Raw genomic sequence first — 21138 nt, 5'->3', positions numbered from 1 at the left:
TCAGGCGGAGGCTGCGACACTCTCACCGAGCACGAACCCGGGGTCGACCTGCGCAGCCAGGTCGGCCCCGGTGCGGGCATCGCCCCACGAGGCAGCGTTCTTCAGATGGAAGTGCACCATCTGCCGCGTGTAGCGCTCCCAGTCGCGCAACTCGTACGTCGCGTCCGTGGCGACCTGGAGGGCGCGCAGGGCACGGCGGTTGGCGTCCTCCAGGGACTCGAACCTGAGCGGTCGGCCCCTCTCCATGGCGCGCACCCAGTCCGAGTGCCCGACCGTCATCAGCAGGTCGTCCCCGACCTCGGCGCGGAGGAAGTCGAGGTCGTCCGGCCCCTGCACCTTGTTGCCGACGACCTTCAGGACGACGCCGTAGTCACGGGCGTACTCCTTGTACTGGCGATAGACGGAGACCCCCTTCCGGGTCGGCTCGGCGACGAGGAACGTGATGTCGAAGCGGGTGAACATGCCGGAGGCGAAGGAGTCCGAACCCGCCGTCATGTCCACCACGACGTACTCGCCCCGCCCGTCCACGAGGTGGTTCAAACACAGCTCCACCGCTCCCGTCTTGGAGTGGTAGCAGGCGACCCCCAGGTCGGCGTCGGTGAAGGGGCCCGTGACCATCAAACGGACGGTGCCGCCGTCGAGTTCCACCGGCCGGGCACAGGCCTCGTAGACCGGGTTGTCCTCGCACACCCGCAGCAGCCGCGAGCCCTCGCCTGGCGGGGTGGTCTTGATCATCGTCTCGGCGGAGGTGATACGGGGGTTGCAGCCGCGCAGATGCTCCTTGATCAGCGGCAGCCTCTCGCCCATCGCCGGCAGCGCGGCGGCCTCCGCCTCGTCGAGGCCCAGCGCGGCGCCCAGGTGCTGGTTGATGTCCGCGTCCACGGCGAGGACCGGCGCTCCGGTGGCCGCGAGATGACGGATGAACAGGGAGGACAGGGTCGTCTTGCCGCTGCCGCCCTTCCCGACGAAAGCAATTTTCATGTTCACGAAGGGTAGTTGTGCGATAGCTGTATGTGGCAGGCGGGCGTGAGGAAGACCACTCAATCGTGGGGTGCGCCCTGGGGGTGGCTAGTGTCGTACTCATGAGTACGACAGGCGCGAACGCCGATCCGCTCGCGGCCCTGGGCTCGCTGCCCGGGGTGGCCGAGTCCGTGGAATCCGTGCGCAAGGCCGTGGACCGGGTCTACGGGCACCGGGTCATGCGGCGCCGCAGCAACGAGATCACCTCCGAGGCGGCGCTGCGCGGTGCCCGCGGTTCCGCGGCGCTGTCCGGCGCCGACTGGGCACTGGAGGAGGTGCGCCGGCGCACCGACTTCAGCGGTGACGACGGCGCGCGCGTGATGGGCGCGGCCCTCAGGCTGACCGCGGAGGCGGGCCAACTGCTGTCCGTCTGGCGGCAGTCGCCCCTGAGGGTGCTCGCCCGGCTGCACCTGGTGGCCGCCGCCACCAACGGAGACGAGGTCGGGCGGCCGCGGCTGGCGGGCGAGCCGGTCGACGAGCCGTTGGTCGAGCTGCCGCTGCCGGGCGCCGACGAGGTGCACGGCCGACTGGAGGGTCTCGCGGAGTTGATCATCACCGGCAGCTCCGCGCCCGCCCTGGTGACGGCCGCCGTCGTCCACGGCGAACTCCTCGCACTGCGCCCCTTCACGTCCCACAACGGCCTGGTCGCGCGCACCGCCGAGCGCATCGTCCTGGTGGGCAGCGGCCTCGACCCGAAGTCGGTCTGCCCGGCCGAGGTCGGCCACGCCGAGCTGGGGCGCGCGGCCTGTCTGGCGGCGCTCGAAGGGTACGTCTCCGGTACGCCGGACGGCGTGGCCGCCTGGATCGCCCACTGCGGCAGGGCGGTCGAACTGGGTGCGCGCGAGTCGACGGCCGTGTGCGAGGCGCTGCAGCGCGGGGCGGCGTAGGAAGCTCGGCAGGACCCGGAAAAGGGTTGCGGCGGTACGAAGATTCGTACCGCCGCTGGCATGCTCACCGGGTTACCAAGCGTCCTCGATATGTCGCCCATCAGGCCGGGAACTTTGCCCGTCACCTGGTGCAGCTGGCCCGTAATCGACGGGTCGACGTCGCGTGGGTGCCCAATGTTCATGCTTCGGTCCGTGGGGCCAAATGCGTTATTAAGGTGATCCTTTCGGATGTCCTTGGTCTCGCGGGCCGTTAACCCCTTTGTACTCCAGGTCCGAAGCAAGTGGAACCCCCGGCTGTACTTCTTTACTTTTAGTCTCAAATAGGGCGTAAATGGGCGTCGGGATGTCGAACAGAGACTTGCCGCCGATGAACGGCAGGTCAGGCGATCGCCGCCCGCCGCCGACTGGCGTACCAGACAAGACCCGCGGTGGCCGCCGCGGCGCCTACTGCCGCAGCAGCGACGAGGGCCGGACGCGGCGGTACGGAGAATGTCGGGATCCGTTGCTTGAGACGGACCGGCCGGTGGAAATCGAGAATCGGCCACCCGCGCGCGAGTGCCTCGCGGCGCAGCGCGCGATCCGGGTTCACGGCGTGCGGAAGGCCGACCTCGCACAGCATCGGCAGGTCGGTCGCCGAGTCGCTGTAGGCGAAGCAGCGGTCGAGGTCGTACCCCTCGGACCGGGCCAGCTCCTTGATCGCCTCGGCCTTGGCCGGGCCGTACGCGTAGTACTCCACCTCGCCGGTGTAGCAGCCGTCCTCGCCCACGACCATGCGTGTCGCCACCACACGGTCCGCGCCGAGCAGCTCACCGATCGGCTCCACCACCTCCGCGCCCGAGGTCGACACGATGACGACGTCGCGGCCGGCGGTGTGGTGCTCCTCGATGAGGGAGGCGGCCTCGTCGTAGATGATCGGATCGATCAGGTCGTGCAGGGTCTCGGCGACGATCTCCTTGACCTGCTGGACGTTCCAGCCGCGGACGAGCGAGGACAGGTACTCGCGCGTCCGCTCCATCTGGTCGTGGTCCATGCCGCCTACGAGGAAGGCGAACTGGGCATATGCGGTACGCAGGGCGGCCCTGCGGTTGATCAGCCCGCCTTGGTAGAAGGACTTGCTGAACGTGAGCGTGCTCGACTTCGCAATGACCGTCTTGTCCAGGTCGAAGAAGGCCGCTGTGCGGGGCAAGGAGTGGTTTTCCACGCTCCGAGCATAGGCGCAGCCCATTCGGCGTAAGCTGGGGCGCGTGGGTTTGCCTGAGAAGGGTCTCGGGTACACCATGGAAGTCACGGATCGTTCGCGACCGTGCTAACCCGGTCCGGCTCCTCCCCCCCGAGTCGGCCGTGGAGACGACCCCCACTCTCCCCCCCGGTGGGGGTCGTCGCATGTCCGGGTGGGTTTTCCGCTTCCTTCACTTCCCGGCGCGGCTGTACGGCCGTCATGAGTCGGCTGCGGCCGCCTCTTCGGCATGCTCATGATCCGTCACCGTGTGTAGTTGACAGGCTGCGCTGTGGAAGTCGCGCACGGGTGCCGCACAGGGGTCACCGGTATGGGTGACGGCGTTATTCACAACCGCCGACTTGTCCACAGTTTTCGACCATGATCCGCAGGATTTCCGGGATCGCTGCACCCTGATTCAAACGCGTCCTGCTCGCGCCGAGTTCAAGACCGGTTCCGGTTTGTCGGGCGGGATTGGCCGATTCGTATCGGCCGCTCATATGGAGACCGGTTGCCGGTTCTTCACACGTTTGGGAATCGCGGGGCCGCAGGGGCTGCGCGAGAGATGCAGCGAAGGGGGACTCAGACCGTGGCCGGAGCCGTCACACATGAACCGCCGCCCGCCGCCTCGGGGCGGCAGGCCGGACCACTGATCGTCACGGAGGACGTCGAACTCCTCGACGACCTGCTGCGCCTGTGCGCCGCGGCAGGCGCGACACCCGAGGTCCACCACTCGGTGCCGGAGCGCGCGGGAGGCTGGGAGGCCGCACCGCTCGTCCTGGTCGGCGACGACGCCGCGCGGCGGGTGCGCGGGGCCGCCCGCAGACGAGGAGTGGTGCTGGTCGGCCGTGACCAGGACGACTCCGGGGTCTGGCGCCGGGCCGTCGAGATCGGCGCCGACCACGTGCTGGTGCTGCCGGACGGCGAACAGTGGCTGGTCGACCGCATCGCCGATGTGGCCGAGGGCGTGGGCCGGCCTGCCCTCACGGTCGGCGTCATCGGGGGCCGCGGCGGGGCCGGGGCGTCCACGCTCGCATGCGCCCTCGCCGTCACCTCCGCACGCGAGGGGTTGCGCACCCTGCTCGTGGACGCCGATCCGCTGGGCGGCGGACTCGATGTACTGCTCGGTGGCGAGAGCGCCGAGGGACTGCGCTGGCCCGCCTTCGCCGCCTCCCGCGGCCGGGTCGGCGGCGGGGCCCTGGAGGAGTCGTTGCCGCAGCTCCACTCGCTGCGGGTGCTCAGCTGGGACCGCGGCGACCGCATCGCCGTCCCGGCCCAGGCCGTACGGGCGGTACTGGCCGCGGCCAGGCGCCGGGGCGGCACCGTCGTCGTCGATCTGCCGCGCCGCATCGACGACGGGGTCGCCGAGGCGCTCGCCCAGCTCGATCTCGGGCTCCTGGTCGCCCCCGGCGAACTGCGCGCCGTCGCTGCGGCCGGCCGGGTGGCGTCCGCCGTCGGCATGGTCCTGCGCGATCTGCGGGTCGCGGTACGAGGGCCGTACGCGCCCGGACTGGACGACCGCGAGGTGGCCCGGCTCCTCGGACTGCCCCTGGCCGGCGAGCTGCCCGTGGAATCGGGTCTGCTGCGCCCGGGGGAGGGCAGGACACCGCCCGCCGCGGACGGCCGCGGACCCCTGGCGCGCTTCTGCAAGGAGTTCTGGGAGCGAGCGCTGACGGAGGCGGGGAGCGCATGAGCACGTATGCGGGAGGCGAAGGGACGGGCGGCCCGGGGGCCGCTCCGGCGCGGGGAGCCTCCAGAGCGGTGCGGCGGCCGGACGACAGGCCGCGCGTGCCGTCGTGGGCCGGGCCGCACCCCGGTGTGGCGGGGCAATGGCCGACGGGCGGCGATTCGGCATCCGCGGCCGGGTCCCCGGCGATGGCCTCCGGTCTCCTGGACGGCGTACGGCGGTGGCTGGTCGAGAGCGGGGCCGAGCCGACACCCGCGCGCGTGGCGCAGGCCCTGCGGGAGCAGGGGCGGGTCCTCGGAGACGCCGAAGTGCTCGGTGCGGCCGAGCAGTTGCGGTCCGAACTCGTCGGCAGCGGGCCACTCGAACTGCTGCTCGCCGATCCGTCCGTCACCGACGTGCTGGTGTCCGCCCCGGACCGGGTCTGGGTCGACCGGGGCGGCGGACTGGAGCTGACGTCGGTCTCCTTCCCGGACGCGGCCGCCGTACGACGTCTGGCGCAGCGCCTGGCCGCGGTGGCCGGGCGGCGGCTCGACGACGCACGGCCATGGGCCGATGCCCGGCTGCCCGACGGGACGCGGCTGCATGCGGTGCTGCCGCCGGTGGCCGTCGGCTGCACCTGTCTGTCGCTGCGCGTCGTACGGCCCCGGGCGTTCACGCTCGACGAGCTGGTTGCCGCGGGCACGGTGCCGCCGGGGGGTGACCGCGTGCTGCGGGCACTGCTCGAGGCACGGCTGTCCTTCCTCGTCAGCGGCGGGACGGGCAGCGGTAAGACGACTCTGCTGAGTGCGCTGCTGGGACTGGTCGGACGCGGCGAGCGGATCGTGCTCGCCGAGGACTCCGCGGAGCTGCGGCCCGACCATCCGCACGTCGTTCGGCTGGAGACCAGACCCGCCAACCAGGAGGGCGCGGGCCTCGTCACACTCCAGGACCTGGTGCGGCAGGCGTTGCGCATGCGGCCGGACCGGCTGGTCGTGGGCGAGGTGCGCGGGCCCGAAGTGGTGCATCTGCTGGCCGCGTTGAACACCGGCCACGAAGGCGGCTGTGGCACCGTCCACGCGAATGCCGCCGCCGGCGTACCGGCCCGGCTCGAGGCGCTCGGTACGGCGGCCGGGCTCGACCGGGCCGCGCTGCACAGCCAGTTGGCGGCGGCGCTGTCGGTGGTCCTGCATCTGGTGCGGGGCCGGACCGGACGGCGGCGGATCGCCGAGGTGCACGTCTTGGAGCGGGATCCGTCGGGGCTGGTGCGGACGGTGCCGGCGCTGCGGTGGGGCGAGAAGGCATTCGTGCGCGAGCGGGGCTGGGAGCGGCTGCGGGAGCTGCTCCACGGCGAGTCCGGCGAGTCCGGCGAGTTCTTCGAAGGGGGACGTCATGGGTGAGACGGCGATGGGGGCGGCCGTGCTGTGCGTCGGCGCGGCGGCCCTGCTGATGGGCGGGTGGCACTCCGGGGCGCGGCGGGCGCAGCTGTTGCTCGCGGGCGGCGGGGCGGTGAGCACCGGGCCGCCGTCCTGGCGGGAGGTCGCCGGAGGGCTGCGGCGGTTCCGCGGGCGGCTGCGGCCCGAGTGGTGGGCGGCGGCCGTCGGAGTGGTGCTAGCGGTGCTGGGTGTGTCGGTACTGCCGGTCGTCGCGGGGGCGGCCGGGGTGCCGTTGCTGCGGCGCATGCGGCTGGCAGCGGAGGCCCGGCGGGCCCGGGAGCGCCGCGGGGACGCGGTGATCGCGTTGTGCGGGGCGCTCGCCGGGGAGGTTCGGGCCGGGCGGCAGCCGGGGGATGCGCTGCCGCTTGCCGCGCGGGACTCCGGCGGGCTCGGGAGCGCACAGGCGGCGGTGCTGGCGGCGGCGCGGTTCGGCGGCGACGTCCCGGACGCGCTCGCGGCGGCGGCCCGGCAACCGGGCGCGGAGGGGCTGCTGGGCCTCGCCGCGTGCTGGCGGGTGGCCGTGGACCAGGGCGCGGGCCTTGCCGCCGGGCTCGACCGGCTCGAAGGGGCGTTGCGCGCCGAGCGGGACCAACGCGCGGATCTGCGCACCCAGTTGGCGGGGGCGAAGTCCACTGCGGTGATGCTCGCGGCGCTGCCCGCTCTGGGCCTCGCCCTGGGGACCGCCCTCGGCGCCGACCCCCTGCATGTGCTGCTGCACACCGGGGCCGGGCTGGGCTGCCTGCTGGTCGGCTGCCTGCTGGAGGGCCTCGGGATGTGCTGGGCGATGTGGATCGTGCGACGAGCGGAGGCGGCGTGAGCACGGAAGTTGTCCACAGGCTGGGGGCGGCCGTGGGGATGTTGCTCGTCCTCGGGTGGCTGCTGCGCCGGCTGGAGACCGTACGGCGGGAGCGGAGAGTGCGCAGGCGGCTGGCCGGGCTGGTGGCCGCCGATGCCGAGGCGATGCAGAGCCGGCCGCGCTTCGTGGCCCGGGATGCGGCGCGGCGGTGGCTGCCCGCGGTGGGGGTGGTGTGCGCCGGATGGGTCATGGTCGGCGGCCTCGCCGGAGCCGTGGTTGGGCTGGCCGTCGCGGGCGGGCTGTGGTGGTGGCGTGGCCGGCAGGCGGCCGGGAGTGACGCGGAAGCGTACGACCCGGCGGAGGCGGCTCGTCAACTCCCGCTCTCGGCCGATCTGGTGGCTGCCTGCATCGCCGCCGGTGCCGGGCCGGTGGTCGCGGCGCAGGCCGTGGGAGAGGCCCTGGGCGGCCCCGTCGGGGATGCGTTGGCGCGGGGTGCGGCCGAGGTGCGGCTCGGCGGCGAACCGGCCGAGGCCTGGCGGCGGCTGGCCGCGCTGCCGGGCGCCGGAGCCCTCGCCCGGCTGCTGGAACGGGCCGACGTGTCCGGACTCCCCGCCGCCACACCGGTCGCACGGCTCGCGGCGGACGTCCGTGCCGACCGGTCCCGCACCGCGACGGCACGCGCCCGGCGGGCGGCCGTCATGGTCACCGCACCCGTGGGCCTGTGCTTCCTGCCCGCCTTCATCACGATCGGCGTACTGCCTGTGGTGATCGGGCTCGCGGGTGGGGTGCTGGGAGGGGGTGGTGGTTGACGGGACGGGGCTGACGGCGCACGACGGCGGCATCGAGCAGTGAATGGTCAACGGAACTGAACCTCACGGGGGTTGAGATGTACAAGGTGGTACGAGCGCGGCTGGTTGCCCTGGTGTGCAGGGCGCGCGCGGCGCGCAGGGACGCGGGGATGGTCACCTCGGAGTACGCGATGGGGATCGTGGCGGCGGTGGCGTTCGCGGTGGTGCTCTACAAGGTGGTGACCAGCGGACAGGTCAGCGCGGAGCTGCAGGACATCGTGAAGCGGGCGCTCGATGCGCAGATGTGAGCGGGGCGGGGACAGGGGGTTCGTGACGGCGGAGTCGGCCATGGTGCTGCCCGTGCTGGTGATGTTCGCGATGGCCCTGGTGTGGGCGCTGCTGGTCGTGGCCGCGCAGATCCAGTGCGTGGACGCGGCCCGGACCGGAGCGCGTGCGGCGGCCCGCCAGGACCCGGGCGACAAGGTCGTCCAGGTGGCCCGTGAGGCGGCCCCGCGCGGCGCGAAGGTCACGGTCGACCGGGAGGAGGACCAGGTCCGCGTGGTCGTGGTGGCCAGGCCGCCGCTGCTGGGCGGTCTGCCCTTCGACGTGCGGGAGGAGGCCGTGGCCGCGGCGGAGGAGACCGTGGGGGTGCGGCCGTGACCGGCGGCGTCTTCACCCGCCGGTGGGCCGTCGGCCGGGGCGGGGACCGCGGTTCCGCCACCGTCTGGAGCCTCGGTGTGATCACCGTGCTGTGCGTGGTGTTCGGGGTCGTGCTCGCCCTGGGCCAGGCCGTCGTGGTCCGGCACCGTGCAGCCGGCGGCGCGGACCTTGCGGCACTCGCGGCGGCAGACCACTGGGCGGACGGCACCGCGGCGGCCTGCGCTCGGGCCGACCGGGTGGCCCGGGCGCAGGGCATCCGGCTGGTGCGGTGCGTGATCCTCGGCGAGGTCTCGGACGTGACGGCGGCGTCGGGAGGGGGGCCGTTCGCGGCGGAGGTCAGGGCACGGGCGGGACCTGCGGGGCCCCCGGGCCAGGCTCTGCCTCGGCCTTCGGCTTCGGCGCTCCCGCCACCGGGTCCCCGGACTTCGCATCCGGCGCTCCCCGCAACAGCACTGTGAGCAGCCGCACTGCCCCCCTCTTGTGCAGCGGGTCATTGCCGTTGCCGCACTTGGGGGACTGGATGCAGGACGGGCAGCCGGCCTCGCACTCGCAGGACGCGATGGCCTGGCGGGTGGCGGTGAGCCAGGCGCGGGCGGTGTGGAAGGCACGCTCGGCGAAGCCCGCGCCACCCGGATGGCCGTCGTAGACGAAGACCGTGGGGAGGAGGGTGTCGGGGTGCAGCGGGACGGAGACCCCGCCGATGTCCCAGCGGTCGCAGGTCGCGAAGAGGGGCAGCATGCCGATCGACGCGTGCTCGGCGGCGTGCAGGGCGCCGCCGAGGATCTCCGGGTCTATCCGGGCCTCGTCCAGCTGGCCCTCGGTGACCGTCCACCACACCGCGCGCGTGCGCAGCGTACGAGGAGGGAGGTCGAGTTTCGTCTCGCCGAGCACTTCACCGGTGATCAGCCGACGACGCAGGAAGGAGACCACTTGGTTGGTGACCTCGACGGAGCCATAGCACAGACGCCCCTCGCCCCAGGGGATCTCGGTGTCCGTCTCCAGGACGGTGATGGACGTCGTGTCGCGGGCGACCGTCGAATACGACGGACTCGCCTCCGTGACCAGGGCCACCGAGTCCGCCAGATCCAGGGAGCGCACGAGATACGTACGGCCCTGGTGGAGGTGGACCGCGCCCTCGTGGACGGCCGTGTGGGCGGCGCCCGCGTCCACCGTGCCGAGCAGGCGGCCCGTGCCGGACTCGACGATCTGGACCGGCCGGCCGCCCTCGCCGCGGATGTCGGTGAGATCGGCGGCCCGTTCCCGGCGCGTCCAGTGCCAGGCCTTCGTGCGGCGACGGAGCAGCTGTGCGGCCTCCAGTTGCGGCAGCAGCTCCTCGCAGGCGGGGCCGAAGAGCTCGAAGTCCTCGTCGGTCAGCGGCAGTTCCGCGGCGGCCGCGCACAGGTGCGGGGCCAGGACGTACGGGTTGTCGGGGTCGAGGACCGTGGACTCCACGGGCTGGTCGAACAGGGCCTCAGGGTGGTGGACGAGGAATGTGTCCAGCGGGTCGTCGCGGGCGACCAGGACCGCCAGCGCGCCCTGCCCCGAGCGTCCGGCGCGGCCCGCCTGCTGCCACAGGGACGCGCGTGTGCCCGGATACCCGGCGATCACCACGGCGTCCAGCCCCGAGACGTCGATGCCGAGTTCGAGGGCGGTCGTCGCGGCCAGGCCGAGGAGTTCGCCGGAGTGCAGGGCCTGTTCCAGGGCGCGGCGCTCCTCGGGGAGATAGCCGCCGCGGTACGCCGCGACACGCCGGGCGAGGGAGCGGTCGACCTCGGCGAGACGTTCCTGGGCGATCACCGAGATCAGCTCGGCGCCGCGCCGGGACCGCACGAAGGCGACCGACCGGACCCCCTGCACGGTGAGGTCGGTCAGCAGGTCGGCCGTCTCGGCGGTGGCGGTACGGCGGACGGGTGCACCCTTCTCGCCCTGCATCTCGGTGAGAGGTGGCTCCCAGAGGGCGAACACCAGTTCACCGCGCGGTGAGGCGTCGTCGGCCACCTCGGCCACCGGGAGGCCCGTCAGGCGGCGGGCGGCGACCGAGGGCTCCGCGGCGGTCGCGGAGGCCAGCAGGAAGACCGGGGAGGCGCCGTAGCGGGCGCACAGGCGGCGCAGACGGCGCAGCACCTGGGCGACATGCGAGCCGAAGACGCCGCGGTAGGTGTGGACCTCGTCGATGACCACGTACTTCAGCGACTTCAGGAAGGAGGACCAGCGGGGGTGGGACGGCAGGATGCCGCGGTGCAGCATGTCCGGGTTGGTCAGGACGTAGTTGGCGTACTGGCGGACCCATTCGCGTTCCTCGAACGGCGTGTCCCCGTCGTACACCGCAGGACGTACAGCATTTCTCAGAGATTGTGAAAGTTCCTTCACGGATCGGCACTGGTCCGCCGCAAGAGCCTTCGTGGGAGCCAGGTAGAGGGCGGTGCTCCCGCGGCCGTTCGGGGCCTCGGAGCCGTCCAGGAGCGTCGAGAGCACCGGGACGAGGTACGCCAGGGACTTGCCGGACGCCGTGCCCGTGGCGACGACCACCGAGTCGCCGTCCAGCGCGTGCTCGGCGGCGCGTGCCTGGTGGGCCCAGGGGTGCTCGATGCCGCAGGCCTGCACCGCGGCGATGACCTCCGGGCGAATCCGGTCAGGCCAGACGGCATGGCGGCCCTCCCGCGGGGGCAAGTGCTCCGTATGAGTGATGCGCGAAGCCCGGCTCGGCCCGGAGGCGAGTCGGCCCAGGACCGTGCCCGGTGCCAGTCGGGAGACGGGTTCCGTCGGGGATCGATCGGATCGGTGATTCTTGGCCATCGGCATCGAGTGTGTCACCGGCGTGACGGACAATGGGACCAAGGCGTCGTGCACGCCTGCCGGTAAGTGATTGAATGCCATCGCGGCTGGCGAACCGTTCCGGGGGCTCTGCCGAGGTGTCCCGAGGGGCGACCGCTCGATAGCAAGGTGCTGGAGGATCCGTGGACCTGTCCCTGTCGACCCGTACCGTCGGCGATCGTACGGTCGTCGAGGTCGGTGGAGAAATCGACGTATATACCGCGCCCAAGCTGCGCGAGCAGCTGGTCGAGCTGGTGAACGACGGGAGTTTCCACCTCGTCGTAGACATGGAGGGCGTGGACTTCCTCGACTCCACCGGGCTCGGCGTGCTGGTCGGCGGCCTGAAGCGGGTGCGTGCCCATGAGGGCTCGCTGCGCCTGGTCTGCAACCAGGAGCGCATTTTGAAGATCTTCCGCATCACCGGCCTCACCAAGGTGTTCCCGATCCACACCTCGGTCGAGGAAGCGGTGGCGGCCACCGACTGACCTCCGCCCCACGGAGCGGGAAAGGACCGCTCCCGAGGCGGAAGAAGTTCAATGAGGGGGTCCGGGCTTTCGGCAGCCCGGCCCCCCGACAGCACGCCCGTAGTTCTGAGGGGGATGCATGGCCACCGTTGAACTCCGCTTCAGCGCGCTGCCCGAGCACGTCAGGACCGCCCGACTGGTGGCGGCAGCGGTGGCGCGCAGGGCCGGAGTGGACGAGGCCGTCCTCGACGAGGTCAGACTCGCCGTCGGCGAGGCCTGCAGTCGTGCCGTCGGACTGCACCAGAGCGCCGGGATCACGGCGCCGGTGAAGGTGCAGTTGGTCGAGGAGGAGAAACAGTTCTCCATCGAGGTCGGCGACGAGGCGCCACGCTCGTCCCCCGGAGACGGGGCGCCGGGCTCGGCGGGTGAGGACGTGGAGACCGAGGAGGACGAAATGGGCCTCGCGGTCATCAGCGGCCTCGTCGACGACGTGGAGGTCAGCGCCGGCGCGCACGGCGGGCTGATCCGCATGACCTGGCCGACCACACCGCCGCCCACCGTGGTGCTCACCTGAATCCCCCTTCGTAAGACGTCCAAGGGCCCTGCTGAGCAGGGCCCTTGGTGTTTTTCCGGCCGTTCCCGGGAATTCGTGAAGGAATTCACGATCAATCACCCGATAATTTGATCAAGCGTCAATGCGGGCGTCAATGCCTTTGAGGCATTACCTCTTTCGGGTTCTGTGGCTTGACGTCGATCATTTGCTGAAGAGCATGTGAAGGCCAATTCCGTTTACCGCGGACTGTTTTGATCAGGTCTCGGTACCTACAATCCGTCCACATCTTGAGCTCAGCCCAAGCGTCAAGGAGGACGAATGGCGGGGCTTTCTACCCCTCATCAGTTTGACCACCCCACGACCCTCGCAGCCGCAGTACTGACGGACGACAACCGGATCATCGTGACGGTCATCGGGGTCGTCGCGCTGGCCGCGCTCGTGGTCGCAGGCATCCTGGTACGCCAGGTGCTCGCGGCGGGCGAGGGCACCGACAGCATGAAGGAGATCGCAGGAGCGGTCCAGGAAGGTGCGAACGCCTATCTGGCCCGGCAGTTGCGCACGCTCGGCGTATTCGCCGTCGTCGTGTTCTTCCTGCTCATGCTGCTGCCCGCGGACGACTGGAATCAGCGCGCCGGACGATCGATCTTCTTTCTGATCGGCGCGGCGTTCTCGGCAGCCACCGGCTATATCGGCATGTGGCTCGCCGTGCGCAGCAATGTCCGTGTCGCCGCGGCGGCCCGGGAAGCGACCCCGGCGGAGGGTGAGCCGGAAAAGGATCTCACCGCCGTTTCGCACAAAGCCATGAAGATCGCTTTCCGCACGGGCGGCGTCGTCGGCATGTTCACAGTGGGGCTCGGTCTGCTGGGCGCCTCCTGCGTGGTGCTGGTGTACGCGGCCGACGCGCCGAAAGTGCTCGAAGGCTTCGGCCTCGGGGCCGCCCTGATCGCGATGTTCATGCGTGTCGGCGGCGGCATCTTCACCAAGGCCGCCGACGTCGGCGCCGACCTGGTCGGCAAGGTCGAGCAGGGCATTCCGGAGGACGACCCGCGCAATGCCGCGACCATCGCCGACAACGTGGGCGACAACGTCGGCGACTGCGCGGGCATGGCGGCCGACCTGTTCGAGTCGTACGCCGTGACCCTGGTCGCCGCGCTCATCCTCGGCAAGGCGGCCTTCGGCGACGCCGGACTCGCCTTCCCCCTGCTCGTGCCCGCGATCGGCGTGCTCACGGCGATGATCGGCATCTTCGCCGTGGCCCCGCGCCGGTCGGACCGCAGCGGCATGTCCGCGATCAACCGCGGTTTCTTCATCTCCGCGGTGATCTCGCTCGCACTGGTCGCGGCGGCCGTCTTCGTCTACCTCCCGGCCACGTACGCGGACCTCGACGGCGTCACCGATGCCGCCATCAAGGCCAAGGACGGCGACCCGCGGATCCTCGCGGTGGTCGCGGTGGCGATCGGCATCCTGCTGGCCGCTGTCATCCAGCAGCTGACCGGCTACTTCACCGAGACCAACCGCCGACCGGTCATGGACATCGGCAAGACCTCGCTGACCGGCCCGGCCACCGTCGTCCTCGCCGGTATCTCGGTCGGTCTGGAGTCGGCTGTCTACACCGCCCTGCTGATCGGCCTCGGCGTGTACGGGGCGTTCCTGCTCGGCGGTACGTCGATCATGCTCGCGCTGTTCGCGGTGGCGCTGGCCGGCACCGGCCTGCTCACCACCGTCGGCGTGATCGTCGCGATGGACACCTTCGGGCCCGTCTCCGACAACGCGCAGGGCATCGCCGAGATGTCCGGCGACGTCGAGGGCGCGGGCGCACAGGTGCTCACCAACCTGGACGCCGTCGGCAACACCACCAAGGCCATCACCAAGGGCATCGCCATCGCCACCGCGGTCCTCGCGGCATCGGCGCTCTTCGGGTCGTACCGTGACGCGATCACGACCGGCGCGCAGGACGTCGGCGAGAAGCTCTCCGGAGCGGGCGCCCCGATGAGCCTGATGATGGACATCTCGCAGCCCAACAACCTCGTCGGCCTGATCGCGGGCGCGGCGGTCGTCTTCCTCTTCTCGGGGCTGGCGATCAACGCGGTCTCGCGGTCGGCGGGTTCCGTGGTCTACGAGGTGCGCCGGCAGTTCCGTGAGAAGCCCGGGATCATGGACTTCACGGAGAAACCGGAGTACGGCAAGGTCGTCGACATCTGCACCAAGGACGCCCTGCGGGAGCTGACGACGCCGGGTCTGCTGGCGGTCATGGCGCCCATCGCCATCGGGTTCACGCTCGGTGTCGGCGCGCTCGGCTCGTACCTGGCCGGCGCGATCGGCACGGGCACGCTGATGGCGGTGTTCCTCGCCAACTCCGGCGGTGCCTGGGACAACGCCAAGAAACTCGTCGAGGACGGCCACCACGGCGGCAAGGGCAGCGAGGCCCATGCCGCCACGGTGATCGGCGACACGGTCGGTGACCCCTTCAAGGACACCGCGGGTCCCGCGATCAACCCGCTGCTGAAGGTGATGAACCTGGTGTCGCTGCTCATCGCACCCGCGGTGATCAGGTTCAGCTACGGCGAGCACAAGAACCTCGGGGTACGGATCGCCATCGCGATCCTCGCCCTGCTCGTCATCGTCGGGGCGGTCTACGTCTCCAAGCGGCGCGGGATCGCCGTGGGCGACGAGGACGGCGCCGAACGGGTGTCCAAGTCGGCCGACGCTGCGGTGGTTTCGTAGGCGGTCCCACGAGGTCCGGCTCAAGAGGCGGGCGGGCGGCGCGTGTTGACGCGTCACCCGCCCGCCTCGTGTTTCCACACCCTCACCGTGAGCCTTCTCTCGCCCCGTGTAATTAGTCACAAAAGGTGTCATAGTCGTCGTTCGGCATGCGGCTGTCACCCGCCCGGCGTGTATGTTCCGGGGCCGAGAGCCATGGAAGGGACCCATCCGGTGAACAAGAAGCTCGCGGCCGCACTGTCCGGCGGTGCGGTACTGGTACTGGCGCTGTCGGGATGCACCAGCAGCAGCAAAGGCAACGACAAGCTGGATGCCTGGGCCAAGCAGGTCTGCGACGCGGTGCAGCCGCAGGCCAAGAAGATCGGGGCCGCCAGCGCCGCGATCCAGAAGCAGACCTCGGACAACAGCACACCGGACGCCGTCCGCAAGACCGACGCTCAGGCCTTCCAGGACATGTCGGACGCCTACAGGGCGATCGGCGACGCCGTCCAGAAGGCCGGGGCGCCCGATGTCGACAACGGCGCGAAGAAGCAGACGGACGCCGTCAAGGAACTCGACGACATCGCCGCGTCGTACGCGGCTCTGAAGAAGCAGGTCGACGGGCTCGACGTCAAGGACCAGGCCAAGTTCGCCGACGGCCTCAAGGGCATCGCGACCTCGCTGGACAAGCTGAGCTCGAGCGGCAACGACGCCCTGAAGACCCTCGAGGCGGGCGACGTCGGCAAGTCGATGGCCAAGCAGTCCAGCTGCAAGAGCGCGTCCACAGCCCCCTCGCCGGCGGCGAGCTGAACCAAAGCTGCAGCCGACCCCTCCGCCCCGCCACAATGGGGGCGTGAGTACCTCAGGCCTGCCCGCCCTGCCCGCTGTCCCTGCTCCCGGCCGCCATGACGTCGCCGCCCGGCTGCGGGACGCCCTGCTCGGGGCGTCCTTCACTGCCGACGGGCTGCTGGAGCTGCTCGGCGCCCCCGCGTACGCGGCGCTGGCGCGCAGCGAGACCGTGCCCGCGCTCCGGGCGACCCGTGGGGACACGCCGCTGGAGGTGCTCGTACGACTGTTCCTGCTGCAGCAACCCGTGCCGCACGCGCGCGTGGCCGACGTTCTGCCGGTCGAGGATTGCCTGGAGAGCGGCTGGCTGCGGCGGGTCGGCGGAGACTCCAAGGACGACGTGGCCGCGACCGTGGACGTACGGCCGTACGGCGGACCCGGCGGCGAGGACTGGTTCATCGTGTCCGACCTCGGCTGTGCGGTAGGCGGAGCGGGCGGGATCGGCAGCCGTGAGGAGGGCGTCGTCCTCGGCGTCGGTGGCGCGTCCACCACTCTTGCGGGCATCACCGTCCGTACGCCCGTCTCCGCGGCCCTCGACCTCGGTACCGGCTCCGGCATCCAGGCGCTGCACGCCGCGCAGCACGCCACGCGCGTGACGGCGACCGATCTCAACCCGCGCGCGCTGCACATCACCGCGCTCACGCTGGCGCTCTCCGGCGCCCCGGCGGCCGAGCTGCGCGAGGGCTCGCTGTTCGAGCCGGTGCGCGAGGACGAGACGTACGACCTGATCGTGTCGAACCCTCCCTTCGTGATCTCGCCCGGCGCACGGCTGACGTACCGGGACGGCGGGATGGGCGGGGACGATCTGTGCCGCACGCTCGTTCAGCAGGCGGGGGAGCGGCTGAACGAGGGCGGGTTCGCGCAGTTCCTCGCCAACTGGCAGCACGCCGAGGGGGAGGACTGGCAGGACAGGATCAGGTCGTGGGTGCCGCGCGGCTGCGACGCGTGGATCGTGCAGCGCGAGGTCCAGGACGTCACGCAGTACGCCGAGCTGTGGCTCAGGGACGCCGGTGACCACCGGGGCGACCCGGCCGAGTACCAGGCGCGCTACGACGCCTGGCTGGACGAGTTCGAGGCTCGCAAGGTGAAGGCCGTCGGGTTCGGCTGGATCACCCTGCGCAGGACGACGGCCGCCGTGCCCTCGATCACCGTCGAGGAGTGGCCGCACCCGGTCGAGCAGCCTCTCGGCGACACGGTACGGGCGCACTTCGACCGCCTCGACTATCTGCGTGCGCACGACGACGCGGCGCTGCTCGAAGGGCATTTCAAGCTCGTCTCCGAGGTCGTCCAGGAACAGGTCGGGCTGCCCGGCGCCGAGGACCCTGAGCACGTCGTGCTGCGCCAGCACCGGGGCATGCGCCGGGCCACCAAGGTGGACACGGTCGGCGCGGGCTTCGCGGGCGTCTGCGACGGTTCGCTGAGCGCCGGCCGCATCCTGGACGCGATCGCCCAACTGGTCGGCGAGGATCCGGTGTTGCTGCGCGACCGTACGCCGGCGCAGATCAGACTGCTGGTGGAGCAGGGATTCCTGGAACCGGCGTAGGAACGGGGCGGCGCGGGGGGCCGTTTTCGGGACGCGGGCACGGATTTGCGGGTCTGTCGCGGCGGCTGTTCGTGCGTCCCTGGCGAATTGAGCGGCAAGAAGGTCATCGGCAAAGCGAACGAGTTGCGAGGAACAAGCTGTGCAGCAACTAATTCGAGTCGACCTTGCCGCCGGAGCCGGAGCGCTTCGGGTACGGCTGCGTGGCGGACCGCAACGGCTGGGGCCGCGGGTGAAGACCGGGCGGGGTCCCGGTCCCGGGTGAGTCCGCGCGTCCGCCGGCTCCGCGTTCACCCTGGGTTCGCCTGTGCGCCGCCCACGCGTGTCAGTCTCGCCGGGCGGGGCACTCGCGAACGGGAGAAAAGGGGCACGGCAAGCCATGGAGAGCGGACCGGCGATCTTCGCGGGAGTGGTGTTCGCCCTGTTCGGAGCGACGCTGCTGACATGGACCGTGACCCGGGTACGGCACCGCGAGCCGGTCGCTCACGGTGTGAACCCCGTCGCATCGGCGACCCTCGCGAGCCTTGCCTCGGTGATCATGCTGGGCCTCGGAACATGGTGCCTGACCCGGGTCTGAAAGGAGCCCCGGAGCTGCGGCTTGGTTAATTGAGAGGTGATCCTCCGGACTGGCTCGAAAAGGCCGGTGGGTACTCCGGGCGGCAGGAATGGCGGTAGTCGGGTTACCGTTCGAGTGGCCGTTGCGGGCTTTTCCCGTTTGACACGGGGGCGGGATGTACCGTCACACTCCGCAGCGTCACCACGACCCGCCCTCGGGACCGAGAAAACCCCCGGGGAGGCCACAGCGTCGACCGGAGAGAAGAGCGAAGTTGTCCCCGACCAGCGAGACCGCACACGGCGGCCGCCGACTCGTCATCGTCGAGTCGCCTGCCAAGGCGAAGACGATCAAGGGCTACCTCGGCCCCGGCTACATCGTCGAGGCGAGCGTCGGGCACATCCGCGACCTTCCCAATGGCGCCGCGGAGGTGCCGGAGAAGTACACCGGCGAGGTCCGCCGCCTCGGTGTGGACGTCGAACACGACTTCCAGCCGGTCTATGTGGTCAACGCTGACAAGAGGGCCCAGGTCAAGAAGCTCAAGGACCTGCTCGCCGACTCCGACGAGCTCTTCCTCGCCACCGATGAGGACCGCGAGGGCGAGGCCATCGCCTGGCACCTCCTGGAGGTGCTCAAGCCCAAGGTCCCGGTCAAGCGCATGGTGTTCCACGAGATCACCAAGGACGCGATCCGCGAGGCCGTCGCCAACCCGCGCGACCTCAACAAGCGCATGGTCGACGCCCAGGAGACCCGCCGCATCCTCGACCGTCTCTACGGCTACGAGGTCTCGCCGGTCCTGTGGAAGAAGGTCATGCCGCGCCTGTCGGCCGGCCGCGTCCAGTCCGTCGCGACACGCCTCGTGGTGGAGCGGGAACGCGAGCGCATCGCGTTTCGTTCTGCTGAGTACTGGGACCTGACGGGCACCTTCGCGACCGGCCGCGCGGGGGATCCGTCGGACCCGTCGTCGCTGGTCGCCCGCCTGCAGACCGTCGACGGCAGGCGGGTCGCGCAGGGCCGCGACTTCGACTCCCTGGGACAACTCAAGAGCGCGAACACCCTCCACCTCGACGAGGCGAACGCCCGCGCACTCGCCGCCGCGCTGGAGAACACGCGGTTCTCCGTGCGCTCGGTCGAGTCCAAGCCGTACCGCCGCTCGCCGTACGCCCCGTTCCGTACGACGACCCTGCAGCAGGAGGCGAGCCGCAAGCTCGGCTTCGGCGCGAAGGCCACCATGCAGGTCGCGCAGAAGCTGTACGAGAACGGCTACATCACCTACATGCGTACGGACTCCACGACGCTGAGCGACACCGCCGTGGCCGCCGCCCGCGCCCAGGTCACGCAGTTGTACGGCGCCGACTACCTGCCGTCGGCCCCGCGGACGTACGCCGGCAAGGTCAAGAACGCGCAGGAGGCGCACGAGGCGATCCGGCCCTCGGGTGATCGTTTCCGCACGCCCGCCGAAACCGGCCTGACCGGCGACCAGTTCAGGCTCTACGAGCTGATCTGGAAGCGGACCGTCGCCTCCCAGATGAAGGACGCGACCGGCAACTCCGTCACGGTGAAGATCGGTGGCGCGGCGGCGGACGGCCGGGACGTCGAGTTCAGCGCGTCCGGCAAGACGATCACCTTCCACGGCTTCCTGAAGGCCTACGTCGAGGGTGCCGACGACCCGAACGCCGAGCTGGACGACCGCGAGCGCCGGCTGCCGCAGGTCGCCGAGGGCGACCGGCTCAGCGCCGAGGAGATCACGGTCGACGGGCACGCCACCAAGCCCCCGGCCCGCTACACCGAGGCCAGCCTGGTCAAGGAGCTCGAAGAGCGCGAGATCGGCCGCCCGTCGACGTATGCGTCGATCATCGGCACGATCCTCGACCGCGGCTATGTGTTCAAGAAGGGCACGGCGCTCGTCCCGTCCTTCCTGTCCTTCGCCGTGGTCAACCTCCTGGAGAAGCACTTCGGGCGGCTCGTCGACTACGACTTCACCGCCAAGATGGAGGACGACCTCGACCGCATCGCCCGCGGCGAGGCGCAGTCCGTGCCGTGGCTGAAGCGGTTCTACTTCGGCGAGGGCGTCACCAACGGCAGCGCGGCCGACGCCGGCAACGGCGACGGGGACCACCTCGGCGGTCTCAAGGAGCTGGTGACCGACCTGGGTGCGATCGACGCGCGCGAGGTGTCGTCGTTCCCGGTGGGCAACGGCATCGTGCTGCGCGTCGGGCGCTACGGTCCGTACATCGAGCGCGGCGAGAAGGACGCCGAGGGCCACCAGCGGGCGGACGTGCCCGAGGACCTCGCGCCGGACGAGCTGAGCGTCGAACTCGCGGAGGAGCTGCTCGCCAAGCCGAGCGGCGACTTCGAACTCGGTGCGGACCCGCAGACGGGCCACCAGATCATCGCCCGGGACGGCCGCTACGGCCCCTACGTCACCGAGGTGCTCCCCGAGGGCACCCCGAAGACCGGCAAGAACGCCGTGAAGCCGCGTACGGCCTCGCTGTTCAAGTCGATGTCGCTGGACACGGTGACGCTCGAGGACGCGCTCAAGCTGATGTCGCTGCCGCGGGTCGTCGGTACGGACGCCGAGGGCCAGGAGATCACCGCGCAGAACGGCCGCTACGGGCCGTACCTGAAGAAGGGCACGGACTCGCGTTCGCTGCAGTCCGAGGAGCAGCTCTTCACGATCACGCTCGACGAGGCGCTGCAGATCTACTCACAGCCCAAGCAGCGTGGCCGTGCGGCCGCCAAGCCGCCGCTGAAGGAGCTGGGCACCGACCCGGTCAGCGAGAAGCCGGTGGTCGTCAAGGACGGCCGCTTCGGGCCGTACGTCACCGACGGGGAGACCAACGCGACCCTGCGCTCCGGCGACAGTGTCGAGGAGATCACCCCCGAGCGTGGCTTCGAACTGCTCGCCGAGAAGCGGGCGAAGGGTCCCGCCAAGAAGACGGCGAAGAAGGCACCCGCGAAGAAGGCCCCGGCCAAGAAGGCGACGGCCGCCAAGAAGACGGCTGCGAAGAAGACGACGACGGCGAAGAAGACGGCTGCCAAGACGACCGCCGCGAAGAAGACCACCGCGAAGAAGGCGACGGCTTCGAAGACGGCAACGGACGACTGAGTCAGGACGATTGAGTCAGGACGACTGAGCCGAGGCGCCTTTCTCCACGGACGCTTCGCAAAACGAACGCCCCGATATCGCTTTGGTGTCGGG

At 70.9% G+C, this 21138-nt stretch carries 17 protein-coding genes and 1 pseudogene; 15 read left to right on the top strand and 3 right to left on the bottom strand.

Annotation, left to right across the window (positions count from 1 at the left end):
- Positions 1-981: an ATP-binding protein gene (locus AB0N07_RS04030; RefSeq protein ID WP_365831818.1), complete on the bottom strand. Its 981-nt coding sequence runs from the start codon at positions 979-981 to the stop codon at positions 1-3.
- A 101-nt stretch (positions 982-1082) separates the two neighbouring features.
- Here AB0N07_RS04030 and AB0N07_RS04025 point away from each other — a divergent pair, with 101 nt between their 5' ends.
- Complete coding sequence (locus AB0N07_RS04025) at positions 1083-1907, top strand: oxidoreductase (RefSeq protein WP_365831816.1); 825 nt, start codon at positions 1083-1085, stop codon at positions 1905-1907.
- Positions 1908-2286: 379 nt separating this feature from the next.
- Here AB0N07_RS04025 and AB0N07_RS04020 read toward each other — a convergent pair whose 3' ends face one another.
- Positions 2287-3132, bottom strand: coding sequence for an HAD family hydrolase (locus AB0N07_RS04020; protein WP_365831814.1), 846 nt, complete (start codon positions 3130-3132; stop codon positions 2287-2289).
- Between the two features lie 580 nt (positions 3133-3712).
- Between AB0N07_RS04020 and ssd the strand changes: the two genes are divergently transcribed.
- The 7 genes and pseudogenes from ssd to AB0N07_RS03985 form a co-directional block, all read left to right on the top strand.
- Positions 3713-4816 carry a septum site-determining protein Ssd gene (ssd, locus tag AB0N07_RS04015; protein WP_365831812.1) on the top strand — a complete coding sequence of 368 codons (1104 nt, stop codon included), beginning with the start codon at positions 3713-3715 and terminating at the stop codon, positions 4814-4816.
- 182 nt (positions 4817-4998) lie between these two features.
- Positions 4999-6186 carry a TadA family conjugal transfer-associated ATPase gene (locus AB0N07_RS04010; protein WP_365831810.1) on the top strand — a complete coding sequence of 396 codons (1188 nt, stop codon included), beginning with the start codon at positions 4999-5001 and terminating at the stop codon, positions 6184-6186.
- On the top strand, positions 6179-7039 hold the full coding sequence (locus AB0N07_RS04005) for a type II secretion system F family protein (protein ID WP_365831808.1): 861 nt from the start codon (positions 6179-6181) through the stop codon (positions 7037-7039). Before AB0N07_RS04010 ends, AB0N07_RS04005 begins: the two co-directional genes overlap by 8 nt.
- A complete protein-coding gene (locus tag AB0N07_RS04000) occupies positions 7036-7827 on the top strand; it encodes a type II secretion system F family protein (RefSeq protein ID WP_365831807.1) in 792 nt (263 codons plus the stop codon). The genes AB0N07_RS04005 and AB0N07_RS04000 overlap by 4 nt, the downstream gene beginning before the upstream one ends.
- A gap of 77 nt (positions 7828-7904) precedes the next feature.
- Positions 7905-8114 carry a DUF4244 domain-containing protein gene (locus AB0N07_RS03995; RefSeq protein ID WP_365831805.1) on the top strand — a complete coding sequence of 70 codons (210 nt, stop codon included), beginning with the start codon at positions 7905-7907 and terminating at the stop codon, positions 8112-8114.
- Positions 8101-8466: a TadE family type IV pilus minor pilin gene (locus AB0N07_RS03990; RefSeq protein WP_365831803.1), complete on the top strand. Its 366-nt coding sequence runs from the start codon at positions 8101-8103 to the stop codon at positions 8464-8466. The genes AB0N07_RS03995 and AB0N07_RS03990 overlap by 14 nt, the downstream gene beginning before the upstream one ends.
- Positions 8463-8831: pseudogene (locus AB0N07_RS03985) on the top strand (Rv3654c family TadE-like protein); the annotation flags it as partial. The gene AB0N07_RS03990 and the pseudogene AB0N07_RS03985, both read left to right, overlap by 4 nt.
- Here AB0N07_RS03985 and AB0N07_RS03980 read toward each other — a convergent pair.
- A complete protein-coding gene (locus tag AB0N07_RS03980; protein ID WP_365831801.1) occupies positions 8803-11343 on the bottom strand; it encodes a DEAD/DEAH box helicase in 2541 nt (846 codons plus the stop codon). The pseudogene AB0N07_RS03985 and the gene AB0N07_RS03980 sit on opposite strands and share 29 nt — an antisense overlap.
- A gap of 80 nt (positions 11344-11423) precedes the next feature.
- Between AB0N07_RS03980 and bldG the strand changes: the two genes are divergently transcribed.
- The 7 genes from bldG (at position 11424) to topA (ending at position 21045) form a co-directional block, all read left to right on the top strand.
- Positions 11424-11765 carry an anti-sigma factor antagonist BldG gene (bldG, locus tag AB0N07_RS03975; protein ID WP_003975386.1) on the top strand — a complete coding sequence of 114 codons (342 nt, stop codon included), beginning with the start codon at positions 11424-11426 and terminating at the stop codon, positions 11763-11765.
- 118 nt (positions 11766-11883) lie between these two features.
- Positions 11884-12318: an ATP-binding protein gene (locus AB0N07_RS03970; protein WP_365831799.1), complete on the top strand. Its 435-nt coding sequence runs from the start codon at positions 11884-11886 to the stop codon at positions 12316-12318.
- A gap of 297 nt (positions 12319-12615) precedes the next feature.
- The gene (locus AB0N07_RS03965; protein WP_365831797.1) at positions 12616-15021 is read left to right on the top strand and encodes a sodium-translocating pyrophosphatase; all 2406 of its coding nucleotides are present in this window, start codon (positions 12616-12618) and stop codon (positions 15019-15021) included.
- A 192-nt stretch (positions 15022-15213) separates the two neighbouring features.
- A complete protein-coding gene (locus tag AB0N07_RS03960; protein WP_365831795.1) occupies positions 15214-15807 on the top strand; it encodes a small secreted protein in 594 nt (197 codons plus the stop codon).
- Positions 15808-15850: 43 nt separating this feature from the next.
- Entirely contained in the window at positions 15851-17386 is a 1536-nt protein-coding gene (locus tag AB0N07_RS03955) for a class I SAM-dependent methyltransferase (protein ID WP_365831793.1), read from the top strand.
- A gap of 376 nt (positions 17387-17762) precedes the next feature.
- Complete coding sequence (locus AB0N07_RS03950) at positions 17763-17960, top strand: hypothetical protein (RefSeq protein ID WP_365831791.1); 198 nt, start codon at positions 17763-17765, stop codon at positions 17958-17960.
- A gap of 250 nt (positions 17961-18210) precedes the next feature.
- Positions 18211-21045, top strand: a complete 2835-nt coding sequence (topA, locus tag AB0N07_RS03945) for a type I DNA topoisomerase (RefSeq protein WP_365831789.1) — start codon at positions 18211-18213, stop codon at positions 21043-21045.
- The last annotated feature ends 93 nt before the right edge of the window (positions 21046-21138 follow it).

It is taken from the genome of Streptomyces sp. NPDC051172 (assembly GCF_040682555.1).
In the GTDB taxonomy this organism is placed as follows: Bacteria; Actinomycetota; Actinomycetes; order Streptomycetales; family Streptomycetaceae; genus Streptomyces.
Note: the sequence above shows the minus strand (reverse complement) of the source record. Positions and strands in the feature narration are given on the sequence as shown.